The organism is Paenibacillus sp. MZ04-78.2, assembly GCF_024213375.1.
Taxonomy (GTDB): domain Bacteria; phylum Bacillota; class Bacilli; order Paenibacillales; family NBRC-103111; genus Paenibacillus_G.
The window spans coordinates 116,679-134,925 of record NZ_JANAVJ010000002.1 but is presented as its reverse complement, the minus strand read 5'-3'; the positions used below and the strand labels follow the sequence as shown (position 1 = coordinate 134,925).

Sequence of the window (18,247 nt, the reverse complement as noted above, 5' to 3'; positions counted from 1 at the left end):
CCCCCTTTTCAATATATACACTCCTTGACAGCCTGCAATCCCGAAGATTGCAGGCTCTTTGTTTTTGATATTTCGTTTAAATCCTTTGAACCATGCTTTCGTCGCAGCCACTTTCGGCCGTCAGCGGGTTTGAGGTCAGCTCCGGATTGTGGAAGCTGATCGACGGGTATCTCCGGCACACTTCGTTTGCGGAGATGGCGATCATTTTCGGCGTCAGCAGCGCGGTCTTCGTGTCCAGTCTCCGCTTGCCCTGCGGGTGGATGACGTACAGCAGCCATCGTAAGTAAAGCTTGGAACAAAATAAAAAAATGCCCTTGGGCAGATCGGAGACGGTAAATCCGAGCTGGGAAGCGCCGCGATGGATGATCGAGACGCCGTATAAGCCTTTCACGTCGCCGAGCGTCGGATCGCTTGCCAGCCGTTCGGATACGTGCGGCAAGCACCGCTCCATCGTGCGGATCAATTGCACGGCCAACTGCATCGTTGATCTGGTTTTCATCCCAATGCCGAGCAGCGTCGCATTGTCGAGGTGCAGTTCCATAACGCGATCGCCCGGTTCGATGAATTGTCCATCATTGAGCGGAATCCGTATGCCATGATACCGACACACCCGAAACTGGAGCAGCGCAGTAAACGGATCGATCGGTCGCACCTGAAGCAGCCATTGAAAGAACCGTTCCCACTGCAGCCAGACCGCGGCAATCCATCGTTTCCGCTTCGACCGGTCCGCGGGCAGGCGATCCTCCGGCTCGTTCAGGGGAAACCGTTCGTCGATCCGGACAAACGTAAAGCCGCGGCGCGCCGTTTCCGTCAAAAATTCGTCGAGCGCGGCGATCATGAGCTCCGGCGCATCCGGGTCCGCCCCGAGCGTATCGCCGCTGTCATGAAGCACGATTACCGAACCGCTCTGAAGCTGAGCGAACAACCGCTGCTTAATGGTCTCCTTGCCCGTCCGGTTGAGCCAATCCCCGACAATAAGCGACCAGAGCACAATGCGGAAACGCCGGGACAGGAAAAAGTCAAAGATGTTCACAATCCCCCAGGGCGGACGGTAAAATTGAGGGGACTTGCCGGTAATTTTCTCAATCGCCGCGGCGGTCCGGTTAATTTGCTTTCTGACCTTCCAAGGCATCATCAAGGCATTGGTGCGGTGGACATAGTTGTGAACCCCGATCAGGTGGCCCTCGTTGTGCATGCGTAGAATCAATTCGGGGTAACGCTCGGCCTTGGACCCGAGCACGAAGAAGGTTGCTTTGACGCCGTGCCGTGCCAATAGGTCGAGCAGAATCGGCGTATATTTCGGGTCCGGACCGTCATCGAAGGTGAGCGCAATGCCATGCTCGGTGTTTTCTTTCGGATACGCGCCCAACGAGAAGACGCGCATGAGAAATGTAGGGATTAGCGTATATAAAGTAAGGACAATAACGAGGGTCGTGATCGATTCAGTCATGTTCCATCACTCTTTCTACAGGAACGAAACCATAAAACAAAACAATCCCCCCTAACGGAGCTGCACTTGTCAACACGACGGACGGCCGGTTCATAAAACGCGTGGCGAGCTATCCGCCGATCACCGGACTAATGGCTAGACAACACGGCGGCGCCACAACGATCGGTAAAAAGGAGATCAGGCAGGCGCCCCGAACGAATTCGACCAAAAACAAAATGAGTGCAAATCCATTGTAATTTTTGACGAGCAAAACTCCGAGTTTCCGTTTTAGCCGAGAAGTCCGGTATTGGTCCGGGAGAGACCTTCGAGCACATCCGAGACGACCGCCTCCGCCGCATCTCCGCAGTACAAATTCTCCATGGCGGCCTTCATTCGTTCCGCTTGTTCGGGGAGAGAGACGATCCGTTTCACAAGCGAAATCAGCTCATCCGGAGACTGCGCAATTTCGACTGCGCCTTGCTCTGACAAGAAGCGGGCATTTTCCTTCTCCTGACCGGGGAGGGGACGGTAGACGATAACCGGCAGACGCAAGGCCAGAGCTTCCGAGAGCGTAATGCCTCCGGCTTTCGTAATCAAGCACGACGAGACCGCCATAAGCTCGTGAATGTCCTCCACATATCCGAGAATGCGGACGCGGGGATGACTGGCAAACGATGCTTCGATCTGTCCCTTGAGCGGTTTGTTTCTGCCGCATACAATTACAAGCTCGATTTCGTCCAACCGGAGCAGCGCGTGCCCCATCCGGCTGATGTGCTTCAGGACACCGTAGGCTCCGGCCATCAGGAGAACGACGGGCTTGGAAGGCTCGATGCCGTACTTTCGCAAGACGTCCTGCGGTCGGATCGGATCGCTGAACGGGCTGCGGAGCGGGATGCCGCTCACTGCAATACGGTGCTTGGGCACACCGGAAGCGGCAACCTGCTGCCTCAACTGCTCCGTGGCTACGTAATATTTATCAATATCCGGATGAATCCAGCGCTGATGAAGGACAAAGTCGGTTAATATCGTATACGTCCGGACGGGCGTGCCGTTGGGGGACATCATCCCGGAGACGACCGGCAGCGGAAACGTATAAACAATCGCATCGGGCCGTTCGGCCTGCAGCATTTGCTTGAATTTGCGCGCACCGAACCGGTTCAGCCATTTGGCAAATGCCGTATCGTGCTTTAAATGCTGGGTAAAATAAAAGCTCCAGCCGTATAAATCCGGCCCCAGGGTAGAGCTTTTCAGGTAAATGTATCGGGTAACGGCGTTTATACAGGGGTGGGCCTCCGCAAGCAGGTCCAAAAGCTTGACCCGGTCGATCCCCAAGCGGGCAAAACGCTGCTGCAGCGCCTTGGCTGCCTGAAGATGTCCCTCACCGTAGCTGGCATATAAAATCAAAATGTTTGGATTGGCTTCAGACATAGTTTTTTCATGCACCTTCGTTCTCATTCATATTTGCTAAACAATGTGAAGCTGTATAAGGAGGGGAAGCCCCAACATTATAATATACGAGTTTGCGAAAAGGTACAAAAAAAATGAGAAATATTCTGTTTTGTCCCAAAGGACACCCTATTCGTCCGGAGGGCAACTTAGGCTCAAAGCAAAAAAAATCGGCCCCTAAGGTAGGGGCCGACAATGGTTGGCAGCTATGAATTAAAATGTGGATGCGACTTGCTCGGCTTGACGAAGACCGGCTTCTACAATTTCTCCGGCACGATCCGGGAATTGGTTCTGGCCTTCAACAACGACCGTGGTCGGGTCTGTCACGCCGATGAAGCCCAAGACCGTTTTAACATAGTTCAACGACATTTCCAGCGAAGCCATCGGTCCTTCGGAATAAACGCTGCCGCGCGCGTTCAGCAGAGCGATCTTTTTGTCGCCTACAAGACCTTGCGGTCCTTTTTCCGTATATTTAAACGTTTTGCCAGCTTGGCAGAGGTAGTACAGGTAAGTCGTCAATTGAGGCGGAGCCGTAAAGTTCCAGAGCGGAAATGCGAACACGACTTTGTCCGCGGCCAAAAATTGATCCAGATAGGCGTTGGCGACATCAGCTGCCGCTTTTTCTTCCGCCGTCAGCTCCAGACCTTTACCTTGCTTAAACAGGCCGGTCATCATAACGGAATTGTAATAAGGCGGGTTGGCTGCAAACAGGTCGAGCTCGGTAATTTGGTCCTGCGGATGAGCTTCGCGGTACGATTTCAGGAATGTGTCATACAGCTTTACGCTCACAGCCTGATCGGCCGGGCGGTCGTTTGCTTTAATAAAAAGTACGTTGGACATAAGAATGAAGCCTCCTTTAAATGTGGCGAAACAAGGGATAGGATGAATCAAAATTAATAACTTACTTTATGTAAGTATAATAAAACATGTAACCTACTAGAGTCAAGTGTTTATTTGAATTTAATGGAGGAAGCGCGGATGCAGAAGGCTTAAGCCGTGAAATAAGCAAACAAAAAACAGACGTCTGCTCCTAAAGGCGGGGGCCGTCTGTTTCTTATTTTGCCGCAGCTCAGCGCTTCTTGCTCGTTGGACGAGGCGCGTATTTGCGCTCGTTTCCGTCCCAACGGAAGTTCGCGATAAAAAAGCCGATAATCCCGAACACGATGATGCGGAGCGTAAACCAGGACGGCGTAAGCGTTTGCTGCGTTAGCCATTCGATCGCCGTAAACAGCACCGCCAGCGATAACCCCCACATGGCAACGCCGTAGTACATGACATATTTCGCTTTACCAAGCTGGCGCGTTTTTTGCCACTTGGTGGCCTTGTCTTCATTTGCTGTACTCATGGACTGGTTGTTCCCCCCGATGGCTTCATGACCAAACCATTCGCGAAGCATTCGGTAAATTCCTGCCTGTTCGGGAAACGTTCACAACTCGATTTTTTGCTTCTTCGTGACCGTTTATGGCAATATGTGGTACAATCGGTGGGAAAATAAGCGAAAGGCTGGTATGCGAGGCGTGAGCAAAGTTTTAATCTTTTCATTTTTATGGTGGTTCATCGGAAATCCGTTTGTGGCCTTTCTCGTGCTGCTGATCATTCTGTACATGTTTGACCGCCGTTTTGTCGGTTTGACCCCGAGTATTTTTCAGCCGCTGAAGCGGGCGCGGCGATTGTCCCGCCTGAAGGATGAGCTACGGCTCAATCCGCATCATACGTCGACCAAGCTGGAAATCGCCCGAATTTATATGGAGCAAAAAAAATACGGCGCGGCGCTCGAACTGTTGGTCGAGGTGGCCGGGGTGATGGACGATTCCGCGGACGTGCTCAGCGAGCAGGGCATTTGCGAGTTGAAGCTGGGACGGACGGAAGAAGGCGAACGTCTCTTGCTGCGTGCTCTGGAGCTGAACCCGCGGGTAAAATACGGCGAGCCCTATTTGCGGCTGGGCGAAGCGTTCGCAGGAAGCGATGCGGAGAAGGCGATCCGGTATCTGGAACGGTTCGGGGAAGTCAACTCTTCGTCCTGCGAAGCGTACTACAAGCTCGGTCTGCTGTATCGGGGGCTTGGGCGAAACGAAGAAGCCCGCCGGGCGTTCCACGAAGCCGTGGAACTGTACCGGGGGCTTCCCAAATACAAGCGGCGCCATGAACGGCGCTGGGCGCTTCTTGCCCGTATGAAATCATAAGACGGCGGCTGTCCCGGCGGCAACCCGGGCGGGCGAATACGGCGTCAAGTCCGCCGAAGTCGGCCGGCCCTGCGCCAGCTCGGCGACGATCTGCGCAGTGGCCGGCGCGAGCAGAATGCCGTTGCGGTAATGGCCGGTAGCGAAAATCAAGCCGGGCGCATCGTCCCGCGTGCCGAGGAACGGAAGGGCGTCCCGCGTGCCGGGCCGCAGTCCCGCCCAAGTGGCGACGAATTCGGCCTCGGCCAGCCGCGGCAGCAGCGCTGCCGCTTTGGTATGCAGCTCGCCGATGACCTTGGCGGTCAACCGCTTGTCGAAGCCGGACTCTGTCTGGGTCGCGCCGACAATGTAGCTGCCGTCCCGTTTCGGCACGACGTAGCAGCCTTTGGTGAATACGGTGGAGCGGATAAGCGGCGCTTCGGTCTTGAGCGAAATGCATTGGCCTTTGACCGGGAATATAGGCAAGCTCAGCCCGAGCGGTTCGGTCAACGCCGTGCTCCAGGCGCCCGCAGCGAGGACGACGAGGTCCGCGTACAGCGGGCCTTCCGACGTCTGTACGCCGCGGATTCGGCCACTTCCGGGTTCTGTCAGCAGCCGGATAACCGGCGTCCACTCGCGGATGGCGCAGCCCTGCTTGGCTATCGCGGCTTGCAGCGTCTTGGCGAGCCAAACCGGGTGCACGTGATGATCGGCAGGCAAATACAGGCCGCCGCGCACGGTGGGGGTCAGCTCGGGCTCCAGCTTCAGCATTTCCGCAGGCTGAACCCACTCAGCGTCCCGAATCCACGACAAGCGGCCGCGCAGTTCAGCTTCATCTTCTTCCGTAAGGGCCGCGCGGACGATTCCCTCGGCGACATACTGCGCCGTAAGGCCGCTGACCTGCTCCAGCTCGTCCGTCCAAGCGCGGTACAGCTGCTGGCTCAGACGGCACAGCTCGTAGTAAGGGCCGGGCCGGTGCGTTTCGGACTGCGCCCCCAGCATCCCTGCGGCGGCCGTGGACGCCTCCTGATTCAGCGCTCCCTTCTCGATCAGCGTGCAGGCGAAGCCTGCCTTGCCGAGCTCATAGGCCGCGCTGCAGCCGATAATGCCGCCACCGACGATGATAACGGTCGGCTTGGTGGCCGTATGACTTGAATCCGTATTCATGACAATCCTCTCCTTGGGGTATGCTTCGTCCGATCAAGTGCTTCCCGGAATGCGGCGATTTGCCCCGCCGGGTCCGCATGCATCAGCACCGAGGACAGCACGGCGATGCCGGCCGCGCCGGTGGACAAGACATCGTCCACAAGATGCGGCTCGATGCCCCCGATCGCTAAGACGGGCAAGTCCGACGCTTGCACCGCTTCCGTCAGTCCGGCCAGACCGCGCGGCTTTAGGCCGGGCTTCGAACCGGTCGTGTACACATGGCCGAAGAGAGCGAAATCGGCTCCCTGCCGTCCGGCTTCGGCCGCTTCCTCCGCCGAATGCACGGAGCAGCCGAGTGCCATACCGCGCGGAACGATGGTCCGCGCCTCGGCCGGCGACAAGCTGCCGTCGGTAAGCTGCACGCCGTCCGCCCGGGCGACCAGCGCAGCATCCAGGCGGTCGTTCAGCAGGACCGCCGTGTGCGGCAGCAGCGGCTTCAGCCGTGCATGCCAGCGCACCAGTTCGCTGGCACTGCGGTGCTTTTCGCGGATGTGCAGCGCGTCGACCAGCTCGAACGGGCAGCGGGCCACGATAGCGGCTACCTCTTCCAGCTCCTGCCGGCCGGTCGTCATGACATGCAGCGCATGGGTTCTCCGGGACATACGGGATCGGACCTTCCTTTTCTCCATTGAAATGTATTTTCATCATAACGTGTTCGCTTCCGCGGCGTCAAAGCGTTTGTCTCACTTGTCATAAAATGATCACGAACCGGGGGCCGCGGCTTGCCGGGCTTCTTGACGGTCGGGAAGGAGAAGACTAAACTTATGGAAGGTATAGCGAATCGGGAGGATGGAGCAGCATGACGATTTTCAAAGCATTGACCATTGCAGGCTCGGACAGCGGAGGCGGAGCGGGGATTCAAGCGGATTTGAAAACGTTCCAAATGCTCGACGTGTACGGGATGTCCGCGATCACGTCGATCACCGCGCAGAACACGTTGGGCGTTCACGGCATTTACGATATCCCGCTGGAGGGAATCGAGAAGCAGATCGACGCCGTACTGTCCGACCTCGGGGCGGACGCGGCCAAAACCGGCATGCTGTCGCAGCCGGAAATTATCGAGCTGGTTGCGGAATGCATCCGCAAGCACGGGCAGAAGCGGCTTGTCGTGGACCCGGTGATGGTCGCCAAAGGAGGAGCCAGCCTGCTCGCCGCCAATGCGCAAAACGCGCTGCGCGAGAAGCTGCTGCCGTTGGCCGCGCTGGTGACGCCCAATATTCCCGAGGCGGAGGTTATTACGGGCCTTTCGGTCACTACGATAGAGGACATGAAGGAGGCGGCGCGGCGCATCGTTAAGGAATTCGGCGCAAGCGCCGCGATCGTCAAAGGCGGCCACCGCAGCGGCGAGCCGACAGACGTGCTGTATGACGGTGAGACGTTCCACCTGCTGACAGGCGAGCGGTACGAAACGCGTCATACGCATGGGACAGGCTGCACCTTCTCCGCGGCCGTCTGCGCGGAGCTTGCCAAGGGGAAGACGCTGCTGGAGGCCGCCCATACGGCCAAGCAATTTATTACGCTTGCCATCCGGCATACGCTCGGCATCGGCGCCGGTCATGGTCCGACGAACCATTGGGCGTACGTGCGCGAGCGCGCCGCGGCCGAATAGCAGACGAAGGAGCATCTGATACCATGAGCTATGAATACTTGATGCAGGCGATTTTGCTCATCGTCGTGCTCATTGCCTTTTTCCCCGCCATCGTGCTGTGGTCCAAGTGGAAAAAGAAGAAACGGAGATAAGCGATATGTATTATGTCAATCAGGAACAAATCGATGCCCGGCTGGCGTTCGTGCCGGATTTACTGCAAGCTTGCGCTGCCTTGGAGTCCGCTTGGGAAGCCCGGGGAAAGACGGCCCCCGCAGGCGGCGTAAAGGAAGCGGATTCGGAGCTGCTGCTGCATTTGGCGCAGGAGCGGACGTTTCATCTGGCGATTGAGACGGTGACCGACGTGGGCAGCTTACTGATCGACGCGTTCATGATGCGGGACGCCAGCAGCTATGAGGACATCGTCGAGATCCTCGCCGGCGAAGGCGTGTTCGGGGCCGACGTTGCGCTCGTTCTGACGGAGCTTGTGAAGCTGCGCCGTCCGCTGACGCAGGAGTACAACACGCTGCCGCGCAGCGGGCTGCATCCGATGATCGCGAAGCTGCCCGGGGCGCTGGGCGCTTTTGCCGAAGCCGTACCGGCATTTATCAGCAAAGAGATGCTATAGCGCCGCTGCTACAGACCAGGGACCGTCCGCATCAGGACAGGTCCCTTATTTTTCTCCATTGTATTCTCCGCCAGCCTTTTCCTCGGTTAGGATTTTACATACATAGTAGTATATTAATTTTACTTATCGTCTCATTTCGTATACAATGTTTTTATCGTTAAAGCTGAGAAGACTCTTTCTTCAATAAGGGGGAGATGAATCAGCATCTCTTGTATACGAATGCGAACATATGTGCTGTAATTGTCGTGGAATCACCAAAGGAGATAAGTCTCGCATGTTGTATCATAAAGCTTTTCGCTTTCGCATCTACCCTACAGAGGAGCAAACGACGCTGATCCATCAGATGTTTGGATGCGCTCGCTTTGTCTTTAACCACTTCCTTGCGAGATGGAACGATACCTTCCAAGAAACAGGCAGAGGCTTGTCTTACCAGACCTGTGCAAACGGGCTGCCAGCGTTGTCTCGTCGACTGAAAGGTGGATCTAACTATCGAAAAGCGAAGCAAAAAGTCGCTCGCATGCATGAGCAAATCGCTAACGCCCGGAAAGACTTTCTACATCAGCTCTCAACCAAGTGGGTCCGTGAAAACCAAACGATCTGCCTGGAAGATTTGCAGGTTCGAAATCTAATGAAAAATCACAAGTTAGCAAAGTCGATTGCTGAAGCAAGCTGGTCAACCCTTCGCACGATGCTGGAATATAAAGCAACGTGGCATGGTCGCACGATCAGCATGGTCGCCAAAAACTATCCAAGCAGTCAACTTTGTCATGTATGCCAATCGCGCAACCCCGAAGTGAAAAATCTAAACTTGCGAGTGTGGATCTGTTCAGGATGCGGGACGCACCATGACCGCGACCACAATGCCAGCATGAACATCTTGCAAGAAGGACTGCGTTTGTTGGCAAAGACCAACTGAACTGCGGGAACCGCAGGGATCGCTTGCTCAAGAAGAGAAGGATGCTTCTCTGTTCGCAAGAATCCCCCACCTCAGCGCCATTAGCGCAGGTGGTGGGAGTGTTCAATCATGCGGTACAGCATAGCTTCGCCAGAATAAAACAGGCGGCCTGCATACAAGAAGGACGGTGAGACCGGATGAACCAGGAAACGGACGTATCGACGCGGCGCGTCATCCTCACGATGCTCAAGACCAAAGGGGCGCTCAGCGTCGGGGACATGTCGAAGCAGCTAGGCATCACGGAAATGGCGGTGCGGCGGCACTTGAACACGCTGGAGCGGGATAATTTGATCGAATCGAAGCTGGTGCGGCAGGCGATGGGACGACCTTCGCATCTGTATTCGCTGACAACGAATGCCGACGACTTATTTCCTAAAAAGTATCAGCATCTCGCGTTGGACTTGTTGGAGGAGCTCGAAGCTTCCCTGGGGGAAAGCAACGTGAACCTGCTGTTCGAGCGGCGCAAGGAGAGGCTGATCGACCGCTACGGGGAGCGTATGAAAGACAAGCCGTTCGACGGACGCGTCCAAGAGCTGGCTGAGATTCAGAATGCGAACGGCTACATGGTCGAATTGGAGCCGACGGTGGACGGCGGTTACCTGCTGAAGGAATACAATTGCCCGATTTCTCAGGTAGCCAATCAATACAACCATGCTTGCCAATGCGAGCTCGCGATGTTTCAGCGTCTGCTCGGCCCGGAAGCCGAGGTGGAACGGACGGAGTGTCTTGCCAAAGGCGGCGGCAAATGCACGTATGCCATTCGGCCCAACCCATAAAAAAACCATCTCTTCTGCCGGAATCTTCCGCAAGAGATGGTTTTTTGCCGTTTCAGCAAGGGGGAGCCGCGTCGTTTTCGAGCTTGGGGCGTTTGTTTTGGGCCGCTCGCAGGTTCGTCGTATAAGTAATGCCGACAGACAGCAGCCCGAACAGGAAAAATGCGATCACCTTGTCCAGCGCCGGACTCCCGGATAAATCGAACAGTATCGTTTTGACAGCGAGACAGATCAGCGTCAAGGAGCCCAAGGCTTGAAGCGGCTTCCGCATCCGGTAAGCGCCCCACAGCAGCAGTGCAAGCGCGTACAAGCCCCAGACGGCTGACAAGATAAGCTGCAGATTCATTCGCGGGGGTAGCCCATAATAGGCGAAGAAGCTGTACGTACCGCAGGCAAGCCCTCCGCCGACCGCCAGATGGCTGAGAAAGGTAAACCCGTTGGACAACATCCGGTTGTCGTCTTCCCGCAATCGTTCGAAGCGGCCTTTGGCCGACAAATAAAACCCGACGGCGGCCAGCAGCGCCCAAACCGGCATATTCCCGTGGCCGAACGGGGAGGAATGGCCGAACGGGTCCGCCTCAGCCGCATTCCATGTGCTAAATAGCCAGTAGCCGAAGACGCCCAGCCAGACGACGGCCGCTCCCCCGCGAAGCGCATCCCATCGTTTTACGGTGCCGAGTCCTAGCATGGCGATGGCGGCGGGAAGCCACAAAAATACATGGATGACAGGTTCCAAGTTCCGTTCCTTGAGAAAGTGGAGCGATGCGAAGAGGATGAGCATCATCCCGCCGAACAGCTTCATCAGGACGATCGTAGATAATTCAGGCAACCAGCGTCGAATAAGGCAGGCCAGGATGACATACAGCATTCCCATGAACAGCATCGGGTAGGCGATCGGCACGACCCGCTCCCACAAGACGAACGCCCAGAAGCCGAAGACGGCGGCATTCGCGATACCCAAGAACAGGTCGGCAACGTCGTCTGTCCGTTTTTTCCATATCGAGACGGACAAGGCGCCAATGTAAAAAATATAAAGCAGAAGCGCATAACGGTACGCAAGGCTCCAACCTTCGGCGGCGTCCGGCTGGAGCTTCAAGTAAAATAGGAAATACAACAGCCAAGTGCCTGCAAATGCGGTGAATTTTAGCTCGTTCCAATCGAGCCGAAGACTGAGGGTAAAATAGACGACATTCAATGCCAATAACCCGGCCCAGAACATCCAGCCTTCATCCGGGCCCGGGCTTACAATCAGGAGCGCCGGCCATCCTCCGAGCAGCGATACGTTCAAGAGGAGCCTGGACCGCCATTTGAAGGCGATCCAGCTTGCCCCTGCCGCAGTGGCAAGCATGCCTGCACCTGACGGAGGCCCTTTCCCTAGCGTAAAGCAGAGCCCATATAACAAAACGCCCAGAACCACCAAGGCTCCGGGCCAAAATGACGGCAACCTGCGCAGCCGCTCTCTCATGCCTAACGTTCCTCCTTCGATCCGTTATCCGTACTTAGTTACAATAATTGTAAGGGAGCAAGGGAAGAGGGTTAAGTACTAATTTCGTCTAGTACCGGAACACATATTCGAATTTTCAGGTGGTTACTTGTTCAACGGAACGCTGTCCGAACTGAGCTGCTGAAGGTTTTAAAATAAAAAAACAACAGGTCTGCCGCGGTTAGCGGGACCTGCTGTTTTTGGTCATTGTGCTGGTTTCTTTTTCCTTGATTTTCACGGGAGCCGGATCGATTCCGAAGCGCTTGCTGTACAAGCTGTAGGTTGAACCGGTCACGGTAGTCCTCGGGATTTCGGCCGAAAGGCCCCGCTGTGTCCGCAAAGAGGCGATCGCTGCGGTAAGCTCTTCTTCTTTGACGACAATGAAAGGGCTGTCCCACCGTCCGTTCAGGTGGATGAACTCGATATGGTCAGGCTTCAGCTTCTGGAAGGAAAGCAGAAACCGGCGTAGCTCATCGGCAGGGATATCTGTTTTTACGCTTTCTCCGGCAATTTTCAGCAATCCGCTCCATTGGGTAATCCCGCTGAACGAAGTCATCTTTTTCAGTAGCTTATCGAGCACATCCTGCTGGCGCTGGTTGCGGGCGAGATCCGTGGACTCGTCGGTGCCCCGGTTGGATTTGCGGTAGCGCAAGAAATCAAGCGTTTGCTTGCCGTTTAATGTCTGAAGCCCTTTTTTCAGATTGATATTCGTACCGTCTTCTTCGTCAATGTAACGCATATCCATATCAACGTCTATTTCGATGCCGTCGAGCTCGTCGACGACATTGCGGAAGCCGTCGAAATTGATCGCCGCCATATAATCGATCGGCACGTTGAACATGTTGCTGTACAGCTCTTTCGTTTTCTGAATCGCGGTGTCTTTGTTCTGTATGTAATAGTATGCGAAATAGTAGTTCGCTTTTTGGCTGGAAAGGCCGAACTCCTTCGGCTTCATCTCCAGATCGCGGGGGATGGAAACGACGGTGGCGGAGCGGGTCTCCGGATTCAGCGAAACAAGCATGAGCACATCGGTGTTCAGCGTGCCGCCGCTGCCATTGCGGCTGTCGATCCCTGTCAGCAAGAAAGTCATCGGTTTGAAGTTCTCCGCAGGAGCAATCAGGCTGCCTAATCCTTGCGGAGTCGTCTTGACCGGGGGGGCCACGGACATACTTTTGAGCGCTTTATCGGCTTGATGCAGCAAAAATCCGGCATAGGCAACGGCGCCTACGCCTAGCAGAGCAAGACCTATAATAACATTCCGCAAGGTTTTGCGGGGTTTGATCGTTAGATTTTGTCGGGAAGGAACCATCATTCAACCTCCTGTTAATGCACTTTCAAAAACACTGTCTATCATAATAACGCAAAACATGGGGCAAAAGGTTACAAAAATATTAAAAATTCGCCAATTGTTTTGTCATCGTTTTGTTACCTTCTTCTTTCGACAAACGATTACAATAAATAAGAGGTACTCTTATTTACCCTAACATGAGCCGGATCACACTTATCCTGGCTCAGTCGATTGATTTTTGCAAGAGGAAAGGCTATCATGTGAAAAATACGAAACCCGGACGTTTGGACCACCGCTTGGGGAGTGACATATGACGATGATGAGAAAAGCGGCGGCTTGGCTGGCGCTGGTTTTAGGCTGTACGGGCTGCGACTTCATGGGGCAGCCGGGGGCGTACATGCGGCTGCCCAAGCTCCCGGCCGAGCAGGAGGCGCTCAAGCTGACGATTGAACGGTCGCTGCCGGAAGGCGCGGCGTTGATCCGCCCTCGCAAGGCGGAGCAGAAGGGAGCGTTTTCGCTGATCGATTTGGACGGTGACGGCAACAAGGAAGCAGTGTTCTTTTACAAGATCAAAAACAAGGAACAGCTGCATGGCGAAATGTGGAAAATGGAGAACGACTCGTGGCAGCGTCTTGACCGGTTCGAGGGCGCCGGCTTCGAGCTGGATTCGCTGACATTTGACGATGTGGTGCAGAAGGGCCGGAAGGACGTTATCGCGGGCTATTCGACGGGAGCGGAATCTGCCAAAGGCTTGGCGGTCTATTCCTGGGAGGCCGGACGGATGATGAAGAAGCTGGAGCTGCCGTATACGGATTATGTCATTGACGATCTGAACGGAGACGGCAAGAAAGATGTAACGGTCATTGTCCACGACAGGGGAGTATCGTCCAACGCAACCCTCTATCAATATGAAAACGAGCTTCGCAAGCTGGGAAGCGTCCGTTTGGATTCGAGCGTGAACGATTATTATAACGTCCTCGGAGGGCGGGTGTCGGCGGACAAGCGGGGCGTTGTGCTCGATGCTTCAGTGGGCGCTCATTCCTCGCATACCGAACTGCTTGTGTACGAGGGAGGGAAGCTCAAACGGGCGTTTAATCCTCAAACGACTTACAAAGCTTACTCGGGCAACAGCGAAGACGCCGACGGCGATGGCATCATCGAAATATCCGGCATGTACGAGCCGCCGGGCTACGAGAATGAGGCGATGGTCGACATCCCTTGGATCGAGACCTTTGCCAAATGGGACGGCGGACGAGGGCTTACGAAGGTGCTGGAACGTTACTTCAACGGGGAATACGGGTATACCTTTGACATTCCGCCGGAGTGGAAAGAGCGGTTTACGCTGAAGAAATCGGGGGCCTCCGTCCGCTTCTTGAATACCGGGGATGGGAAGCTGCTGGCCGAGATCCGGGTATTTCCGCAGGCGGAATGGACGGATGACCCTAAGTCGTGGGCCGTGTTGAGCCGGACGATGGATCAAGTGTACGCCATTGACGCGAACGGGGCGGTTTATCGAAGCTTTTTCCGCTTGTTATCGGAAGCAAGAGCCGAAGGGGGGAGCCAGACGCATGAGTAAAATACTTATTCTGGAAGACGAGGCTTCGATCCGCAGCTTTGTCGTCGTCAATCTGAAACGGCAGGGGTACGACATTACGGAGGCGGTTACCGGAGACGAGGCGCTGGCGCTGCTGAAGCAGGACGACAGCTTCGATATTGCGCTTCTCGACGTCATGGTGCCGGGAATCGACGGCTTCGAGGTTTGTCGGCGGGTGCGGGAATTTAACGAGCGGATCGGCATCATCTTCCTGACCGCCAAGGTGCAGGAACAGGACAAGGTGATGGGACTGTCGCTCGGAGCGGACGATCATATCGGCAAGCCGTTCAGTCCGGGGGAGCTGATGGCGCGCATCGGATCGCTGCTGCGTCGTGTTCGCAGCCAGCCGGTGAGCGGAGAGGACAGAGGCGCGCTGCGCTCCGGCCCGTTCGATATTCATCTGGAGAAAGTCGAGCTCCGCAAAAACGGAGAACGGATCGACCTGACCCCGACCGAGTTTGCTTTGATCCGGCGCTTGATCGAAAAAGAAGGCTCGCCGCTGAGCCGAAACGATCTGCTCGATGAGATCTGGGGCGTCCAATATATCGGAGATCCGAAAATCGTCGATGTCAATATTCGCAGGCTCCGTCAAAAGGTAGAGGAGGACCCGTCCGCTCCGAAATTTATCGAGACGGTATGGGGCTTCGGCTACCGCTGGCAGGGGCGGGACACCTCGACATGAAGCTGAGGAGAAGTCTGAGGCTGCAGGTTGTCATACGCTTTTTGGGGATTGTTCTGCTGACGCTCCTTCTGATGGAAGGCGTCTTCTTCTTTGCCGTCCGCCAGTTTTATTATAACGGCATCGCCAATGTGCTGACCAACCATGCCGTCGTCTCGAGGAACTTTTACGCCAATTTTACGGGGGACTTGTTTTACAATAACTTGAGCCAGCATTTGAACCGGATGGTGCAGTATTTCGCTTATGAAACGGCGGAGCTGGAAATTGTAGACCGTAACGGCACGGTGCTGGCAGCGTCCAGCGGCTTTGCCGTACGGGAGCGCATTCGGACAAGCGATGTAAAGGAGGCTTGGGCAGGCCGGACGGGGGTGTGGACCGGGAATCAAGAAGTGACCAACGAGCGCGTGATGGCCGTCTCCAACCCACTCGTCTATAAAGGACAGACGCTGGCGGTGATCCGGTATGTCACTTCCTTGACGGAGGTTGACCGGGTACTGCGTACAATCTACGCGGTATCGGCCGGCGTCGGCGGTGTCGTGCTGCTGCTGGTGCTGTTGGTCAGCCTTCCCTTCGCCAATTCGATCGTCCGGCCGATCAAACGGATGACGGCCGCATCCGCAGAGATGGCCAAAGGCCGGTTCGATGTGCGGGTGAACGAAGCGTACGACAACGAGATCGGCGAGCTGGCGGGGACGCTGAATTATATGGCTCGGGAGATTGAGCGCAGCGAGTCGCTTAAGAACGATTTTATTTCTTCCATTTCACACGAGATTCGGACGCCGCTGAGCAGCATTAAGGGGTGGAGCGAAACGATTCTGACAGGCGGTATGGAGGACAAGGAGGAGACGCGGCTCGGGCTCGGCATAATCGCGAAGGAAACCGACCGCTTGATCGGCCTCGTCGAGGAGTTGCTTGACTTCTCCAGACTGCATCAGAAAAGCATTACCCTCGATCTCGCCCGGGTACTGATGAACGAACTGCTGGGGGAGGTGGTGCTGCAAATGCGCTCCAAGACGGAGCAAAAGCGGATCGACCTCCGCTTAAGCGTACCTTCCGAGCCTGTGGCGGTCATCGGGGACGCGAATCGGCTGAAGCAGGTTTACCTCAATTTGATCGATAACGCGATCAAATTTACCGGACCGGGCGGACGCATAACGATTTCGCTGGAGCGGGAGGACCGGGACGCCGTCGTGCGGATTGCGGATAATGGTATCGGGATATCGGCCGAGCATCTGAGGAAGGTCGAAACGAAGTTCTATCAGGCGGACCCGAAAGCGGAAGGAACCGGCATCGGACTTGCCATCTGCCGGGAAATCGTCGACTTGCATCAAGGGGCGATTCGGCTGATTTCGGCCGAAGGAGAAGGGACGACGGTCACGGTCCGGTTGCCGTTGGAAGAAGCTGAAGCTCAAGGCGCGGAAGCCTCCGGCACATCATTTGACAAGTCCGAATCGAATGGACGATAATGGAAAAAGGTCGGCGAATACGCATCCATTCGTACGTTCGACTTTTTGACTTTCTGGAGAGGGAGGATGAATCATGTCTTACGATGTAGCGATTATCGGAGCAGGACCTGCAGGAGCAAGCGCTGCTCTTTTCACGGCGAAGGCGGGCAAGAAGACGCTGGTGATTGACAGCGATCAGAGCATTACGAAACGCGCTTGGGTGGAAAATCACTACGGTGTCACCGAGATTACCGGGCCGGACCTGGTGGAGATCGGGAAGAAACAGGCGGCCAAGTTCGGAGCCGAGCTGGTACAAGGCAAAGTCGTCGCCGTTGTGAAAGAAGGCGAAGGATTCCGCTTGGAGACGGAGAACGGGAGCTACGAAGCGAAGCATGTCATACTCGCCACGGGGCTGAACGCCGAGCTGGCGCAGCAGATCGGCGTGAATACGAAGCCGGGAACCGAGCCGCGGATCAAGACGGTCGTTGACGCCACCCCAGAGGGCAAGACGAACGTGCCGGGCATTTGGGCGGCCGGGACCGCGGCTGGCGTGAGCGTGCATACGATCATTACCGCAGGCGACGGGGCCAAGGTTGCGATCAATTTGATCAGCGAGCTGAACGGCGAACGTTATGTCGACCATGACGTGTTGAAAGCATAAATACGTAAACAGGCGGCCTCCATGATACGGAGAGCCGCCTTTTTTTAGAGTATGTAGCTCCTTTTTGGCTTCCTGCGTGATTCAGCCTCTGGACCGCTCTACGAGCCGGGCCGCTTTATCCCGCACCCAACCAAAGTTTCCGGCAGCGATTTCCTTCAGGTTCACGAGCGAGCCGCCGATGCCGACCCCGTAGCAGCCGATCTTCATAAACTCGGCGATGTTATCTTCGTTCACGCCGCCGACCGCCATCATGGGGATGTGATTCAGCGGGCCCATCAATTCCTTGATATAGCCGATTCCGAGGCTGGCGCCCGGAAATATTTTCACCGCCGTCGCCCCGGCTTTCCATGCTTTCACAACTTCCGTCGGCGTCATCGCCCCCGGAAAGATCGGAGCGCCGCGCTCCACGGCGTAACGGATCACCTGCTCGTCCGTGTTCGGGGTGACCAAGTACGACGCCCCGGCGTCCAGCGCTTTCTGCGCGTCGTTCACGTCTACGACGGTGCCTGCGCCGATGTACATCCGTTCCCCGAACCGGGCTTGAAGCCGTTCGATCATGCCAAGCGCTCCCGGCGTATTCAATGTTACTTCCATGACCGGCACCCCGCCGCTGTCCAGCGCATCCGCTAATCCCTCGATATGCCGTTCCTCCACGCCGCGCACAATGGCGACGATCTTCACTTTCTCGATCAACTGCAATCCTTGTTCCCGATTCATCCGCTGCATCCTCCCGTCATGACTTGCTTTTATCCCGTTGCGCAGGGATAAGCGGCCATTTCATTGACTTCATTATACCTGTAACTTCCCTCCGAAAGAAGTCTCCCACTTCTAAATCTTGCGAAGCTTGATGAAAGTGGGTGATGAATTTCGGTAGGCGAAGCCTAAAATCTTTTTTATTGCCACATTTTCTATGATG

18 protein-coding genes are annotated in these 18,247 nt (G+C 55.7%); 9 read left to right on the top strand and 9 right to left on the bottom strand.

The window, feature by feature from the left end; genetic code table 11:
* Positions 1-76: 76 nt before the first annotated feature.
* The 4 genes from NLX71_RS02275 to NLX71_RS02260 form a co-directional block, all read right to left on the bottom strand.
* Complete coding sequence (locus NLX71_RS02275) at positions 77-1,450, bottom strand: polysaccharide deacetylase family protein (protein WP_254361877.1); 1,374 nt, start codon at positions 1,448-1,450, stop codon at positions 77-79.
* Positions 1,451-1,717: 267 nt separating this feature from the next.
* Positions 1,718-2,857 (bottom strand): MGDG synthase family glycosyltransferase, encoded by a 1,140-nt coding sequence (locus tag NLX71_RS02270; protein WP_254361876.1) that lies wholly within the window; start codon positions 2,855-2,857, stop codon positions 1,718-1,720.
* A gap of 231 nt (positions 2,858-3,088) precedes the next feature.
* Positions 3,089-3,715, bottom strand: a complete 627-nt coding sequence (locus tag NLX71_RS02265; protein ID WP_254361875.1) for an FMN-dependent NADH-azoreductase — start codon at positions 3,713-3,715, stop codon at positions 3,089-3,091.
* A gap of 229 nt (positions 3,716-3,944) precedes the next feature.
* Entirely contained in the window at positions 3,945-4,220 is a 276-nt protein-coding gene (locus NLX71_RS02260; protein ID WP_254361874.1) for a hypothetical protein, read from the bottom strand.
* Between the two features lie 172 nt (positions 4,221-4,392).
* Between NLX71_RS02260 and NLX71_RS02255 the strand changes: the two genes are divergently transcribed.
* Positions 4,393-5,058 (top strand): tetratricopeptide repeat protein, encoded by a 666-nt coding sequence (locus NLX71_RS02255; RefSeq protein ID WP_254361873.1) that lies wholly within the window; start codon positions 4,393-4,395, stop codon positions 5,056-5,058.
* Here the strand turns inward: NLX71_RS02255 and thiO are convergent.
* The gene (gene thiO / locus NLX71_RS02250; RefSeq protein WP_254361872.1) at positions 5,053-6,201 is read right to left on the bottom strand and encodes a glycine oxidase ThiO; all 1,149 of its coding nucleotides are present in this window, start codon (positions 6,199-6,201) and stop codon (positions 5,053-5,055) included. The genes NLX71_RS02255 and thiO overlap by 6 nt on opposite strands.
* Entirely contained in the window at positions 6,198-6,842 is a 645-nt protein-coding gene (locus NLX71_RS02245; RefSeq protein WP_254361871.1) for a thiamine phosphate synthase, read from the bottom strand. The genes thiO and NLX71_RS02245 overlap by 4 nt, the downstream gene beginning before the upstream one ends.
* A gap of 197 nt (positions 6,843-7,039) precedes the next feature.
* On the opposite strand from NLX71_RS02245, the gene thiD reads away from it, so the two are divergent.
* From thiD to NLX71_RS02225, 4 genes are all read left to right on the top strand, one after another.
* Positions 7,040-7,849: a bifunctional hydroxymethylpyrimidine kinase/phosphomethylpyrimidine kinase gene (gene thiD / locus NLX71_RS02240; RefSeq protein ID WP_254361870.1), complete on the top strand. Its 810-nt coding sequence runs from the start codon at positions 7,040-7,042 to the stop codon at positions 7,847-7,849.
* Positions 7,850-7,985: 136 nt separating this feature from the next.
* Positions 7,986-8,453, top strand: a complete 468-nt coding sequence (locus NLX71_RS02235) for a DUF86 domain-containing protein (protein ID WP_254361869.1) — start codon at positions 7,986-7,988, stop codon at positions 8,451-8,453.
* A 274-nt stretch (positions 8,454-8,727) separates the two neighbouring features.
* Positions 8,728-9,369: a transposase gene (locus NLX71_RS02230; RefSeq protein WP_254361868.1), complete on the top strand. Its 642-nt coding sequence runs from the start codon at positions 8,728-8,730 to the stop codon at positions 9,367-9,369.
* Between the two features lie 176 nt (positions 9,370-9,545).
* Positions 9,546-10,184, top strand: coding sequence for a helix-turn-helix transcriptional regulator (locus NLX71_RS02225; RefSeq protein ID WP_254361867.1), 639 nt, complete (start codon positions 9,546-9,548; stop codon positions 10,182-10,184).
* A gap of 52 nt (positions 10,185-10,236) precedes the next feature.
* On the opposite strand, the gene NLX71_RS02220 is transcribed toward NLX71_RS02225, so the two are convergent.
* A complete protein-coding gene (locus NLX71_RS02220; protein ID WP_254361866.1) occupies positions 10,237-11,646 on the bottom strand; it encodes a DUF2339 domain-containing protein in 1,410 nt (469 codons plus the stop codon).
* Positions 11,647-11,845: 199 nt separating this feature from the next.
* Entirely contained in the window at positions 11,846-12,973 is a 1,128-nt protein-coding gene (locus tag NLX71_RS02215) for an LCP family protein (protein ID WP_254361865.1), read from the bottom strand.
* A gap of 295 nt (positions 12,974-13,268) precedes the next feature.
* Between NLX71_RS02215 and NLX71_RS02210 the strand changes: the two genes are divergently transcribed.
* From NLX71_RS02210 to NLX71_RS02195, 4 genes are all read left to right on the top strand, one after another.
* A complete protein-coding gene (locus NLX71_RS02210; RefSeq protein WP_254361864.1) occupies positions 13,269-14,528 on the top strand; it encodes a hypothetical protein in 1,260 nt (419 codons plus the stop codon).
* Positions 14,521-15,228, top strand: a complete 708-nt coding sequence (locus NLX71_RS02205) for a response regulator transcription factor (protein WP_254361863.1) — start codon at positions 14,521-14,523, stop codon at positions 15,226-15,228. Before NLX71_RS02210 ends, NLX71_RS02205 begins: the two co-directional genes overlap by 8 nt.
* A complete protein-coding gene (locus tag NLX71_RS02200) occupies positions 15,225-16,691 on the top strand; it encodes a sensor histidine kinase (protein WP_254361862.1) in 1,467 nt (488 codons plus the stop codon). The genes NLX71_RS02205 and NLX71_RS02200 overlap by 4 nt, the downstream gene beginning before the upstream one ends.
* Positions 16,692-16,764: 73 nt before the next feature.
* Positions 16,765-17,331 carry an FAD-dependent oxidoreductase gene (locus NLX71_RS02195; protein ID WP_254361861.1) on the top strand — a complete coding sequence of 189 codons (567 nt, stop codon included), beginning with the start codon at positions 16,765-16,767 and terminating at the stop codon, positions 17,329-17,331.
* Between the two features lie 81 nt (positions 17,332-17,412).
* On the opposite strand, the gene NLX71_RS02190 is transcribed toward NLX71_RS02195, so the two are convergent.
* Positions 17,413-18,048 (bottom strand): bifunctional 4-hydroxy-2-oxoglutarate aldolase/2-dehydro-3-deoxy-phosphogluconate aldolase, encoded by a 636-nt coding sequence (locus NLX71_RS02190; protein ID WP_254361860.1) that lies wholly within the window; start codon positions 18,046-18,048, stop codon positions 17,413-17,415.
* Positions 18,049-18,247: the final 199 nt, after the last annotated feature.

Bases quoted from the DNA above. Each gene is read 5' to 3' on its own strand.
- NLX71_RS02230 (WP_254361868.1), top strand. From the start codon at position 8,728: ATGTTGTATCATAAAGCTTTTCGCTTTCGCATCTACCCTACAGAGGAG.
- thiD (WP_254361870.1), top strand. From the start codon at position 7,040: ATGACGATTTTCAAAGCATTGACCATTGCAGGCTCGGACAGCGGAGGC.
- NLX71_RS02190 (WP_254361860.1), bottom strand. From the start codon at position 18,048: ATGAATCGGGAACAAGGATTGCAGTTGATCGAGAAAGTGAAGATCGTC.
- NLX71_RS02195 (WP_254361861.1), top strand. From the start codon at position 16,765: ATGTCTTACGATGTAGCGATTATCGGAGCAGGACCTGCAGGAGCAAGC.
- NLX71_RS02260 (WP_254361874.1), bottom strand. From the start codon at position 4,220: ATGAGTACAGCAAATGAAGACAAGGCCACCAAGTGGCAAAAAACGCGC.
- NLX71_RS02215 (WP_254361865.1), bottom strand. From the start codon at position 12,973: ATGGTTCCTTCCCGACAAAATCTAACGATCAAACCCCGCAAAACCTTG.
- NLX71_RS02200 (WP_254361862.1), top strand. From the start codon at position 15,225: ATGAAGCTGAGGAGAAGTCTGAGGCTGCAGGTTGTCATACGCTTTTTG.
- NLX71_RS02205 (WP_254361863.1), top strand. From the start codon at position 14,521: ATGAGTAAAATACTTATTCTGGAAGACGAGGCTTCGATCCGCAGCTTT.
- NLX71_RS02225 (WP_254361867.1), top strand. From the start codon at position 9,546: ATGAACCAGGAAACGGACGTATCGACGCGGCGCGTCATCCTCACGATG.
- NLX71_RS02275 (WP_254361877.1), bottom strand. From the start codon at position 1,450: ATGACTGAATCGATCACGACCCTCGTTATTGTCCTTACTTTATATACG.
- NLX71_RS02270 (WP_254361876.1), bottom strand. From the start codon at position 2,857: ATGTCTGAAGCCAATCCAAACATTTTGATTTTATATGCCAGCTACGGT.
- NLX71_RS02265 (WP_254361875.1), bottom strand. From the start codon at position 3,715: ATGTCCAACGTACTTTTTATTAAAGCAAACGACCGCCCGGCCGATCAG.
- thiO (WP_254361872.1), bottom strand. From the start codon at position 6,201: ATGAATACGGATTCAAGTCATACGGCCACCAAGCCGACCGTTATCATC.
- NLX71_RS02220 (WP_254361866.1), bottom strand. From the start codon at position 11,646: ATGAGAGAGCGGCTGCGCAGGTTGCCGTCATTTTGGCCCGGAGCCTTG.
- NLX71_RS02235 (WP_254361869.1), top strand. From the start codon at position 7,986: ATGTATTATGTCAATCAGGAACAAATCGATGCCCGGCTGGCGTTCGTG.
- NLX71_RS02245 (WP_254361871.1), bottom strand. From the start codon at position 6,842: ATGTCCCGGAGAACCCATGCGCTGCATGTCATGACGACCGGCCGGCAG.
- NLX71_RS02210 (WP_254361864.1), top strand. From the start codon at position 13,269: ATGATGAGAAAAGCGGCGGCTTGGCTGGCGCTGGTTTTAGGCTGTACG.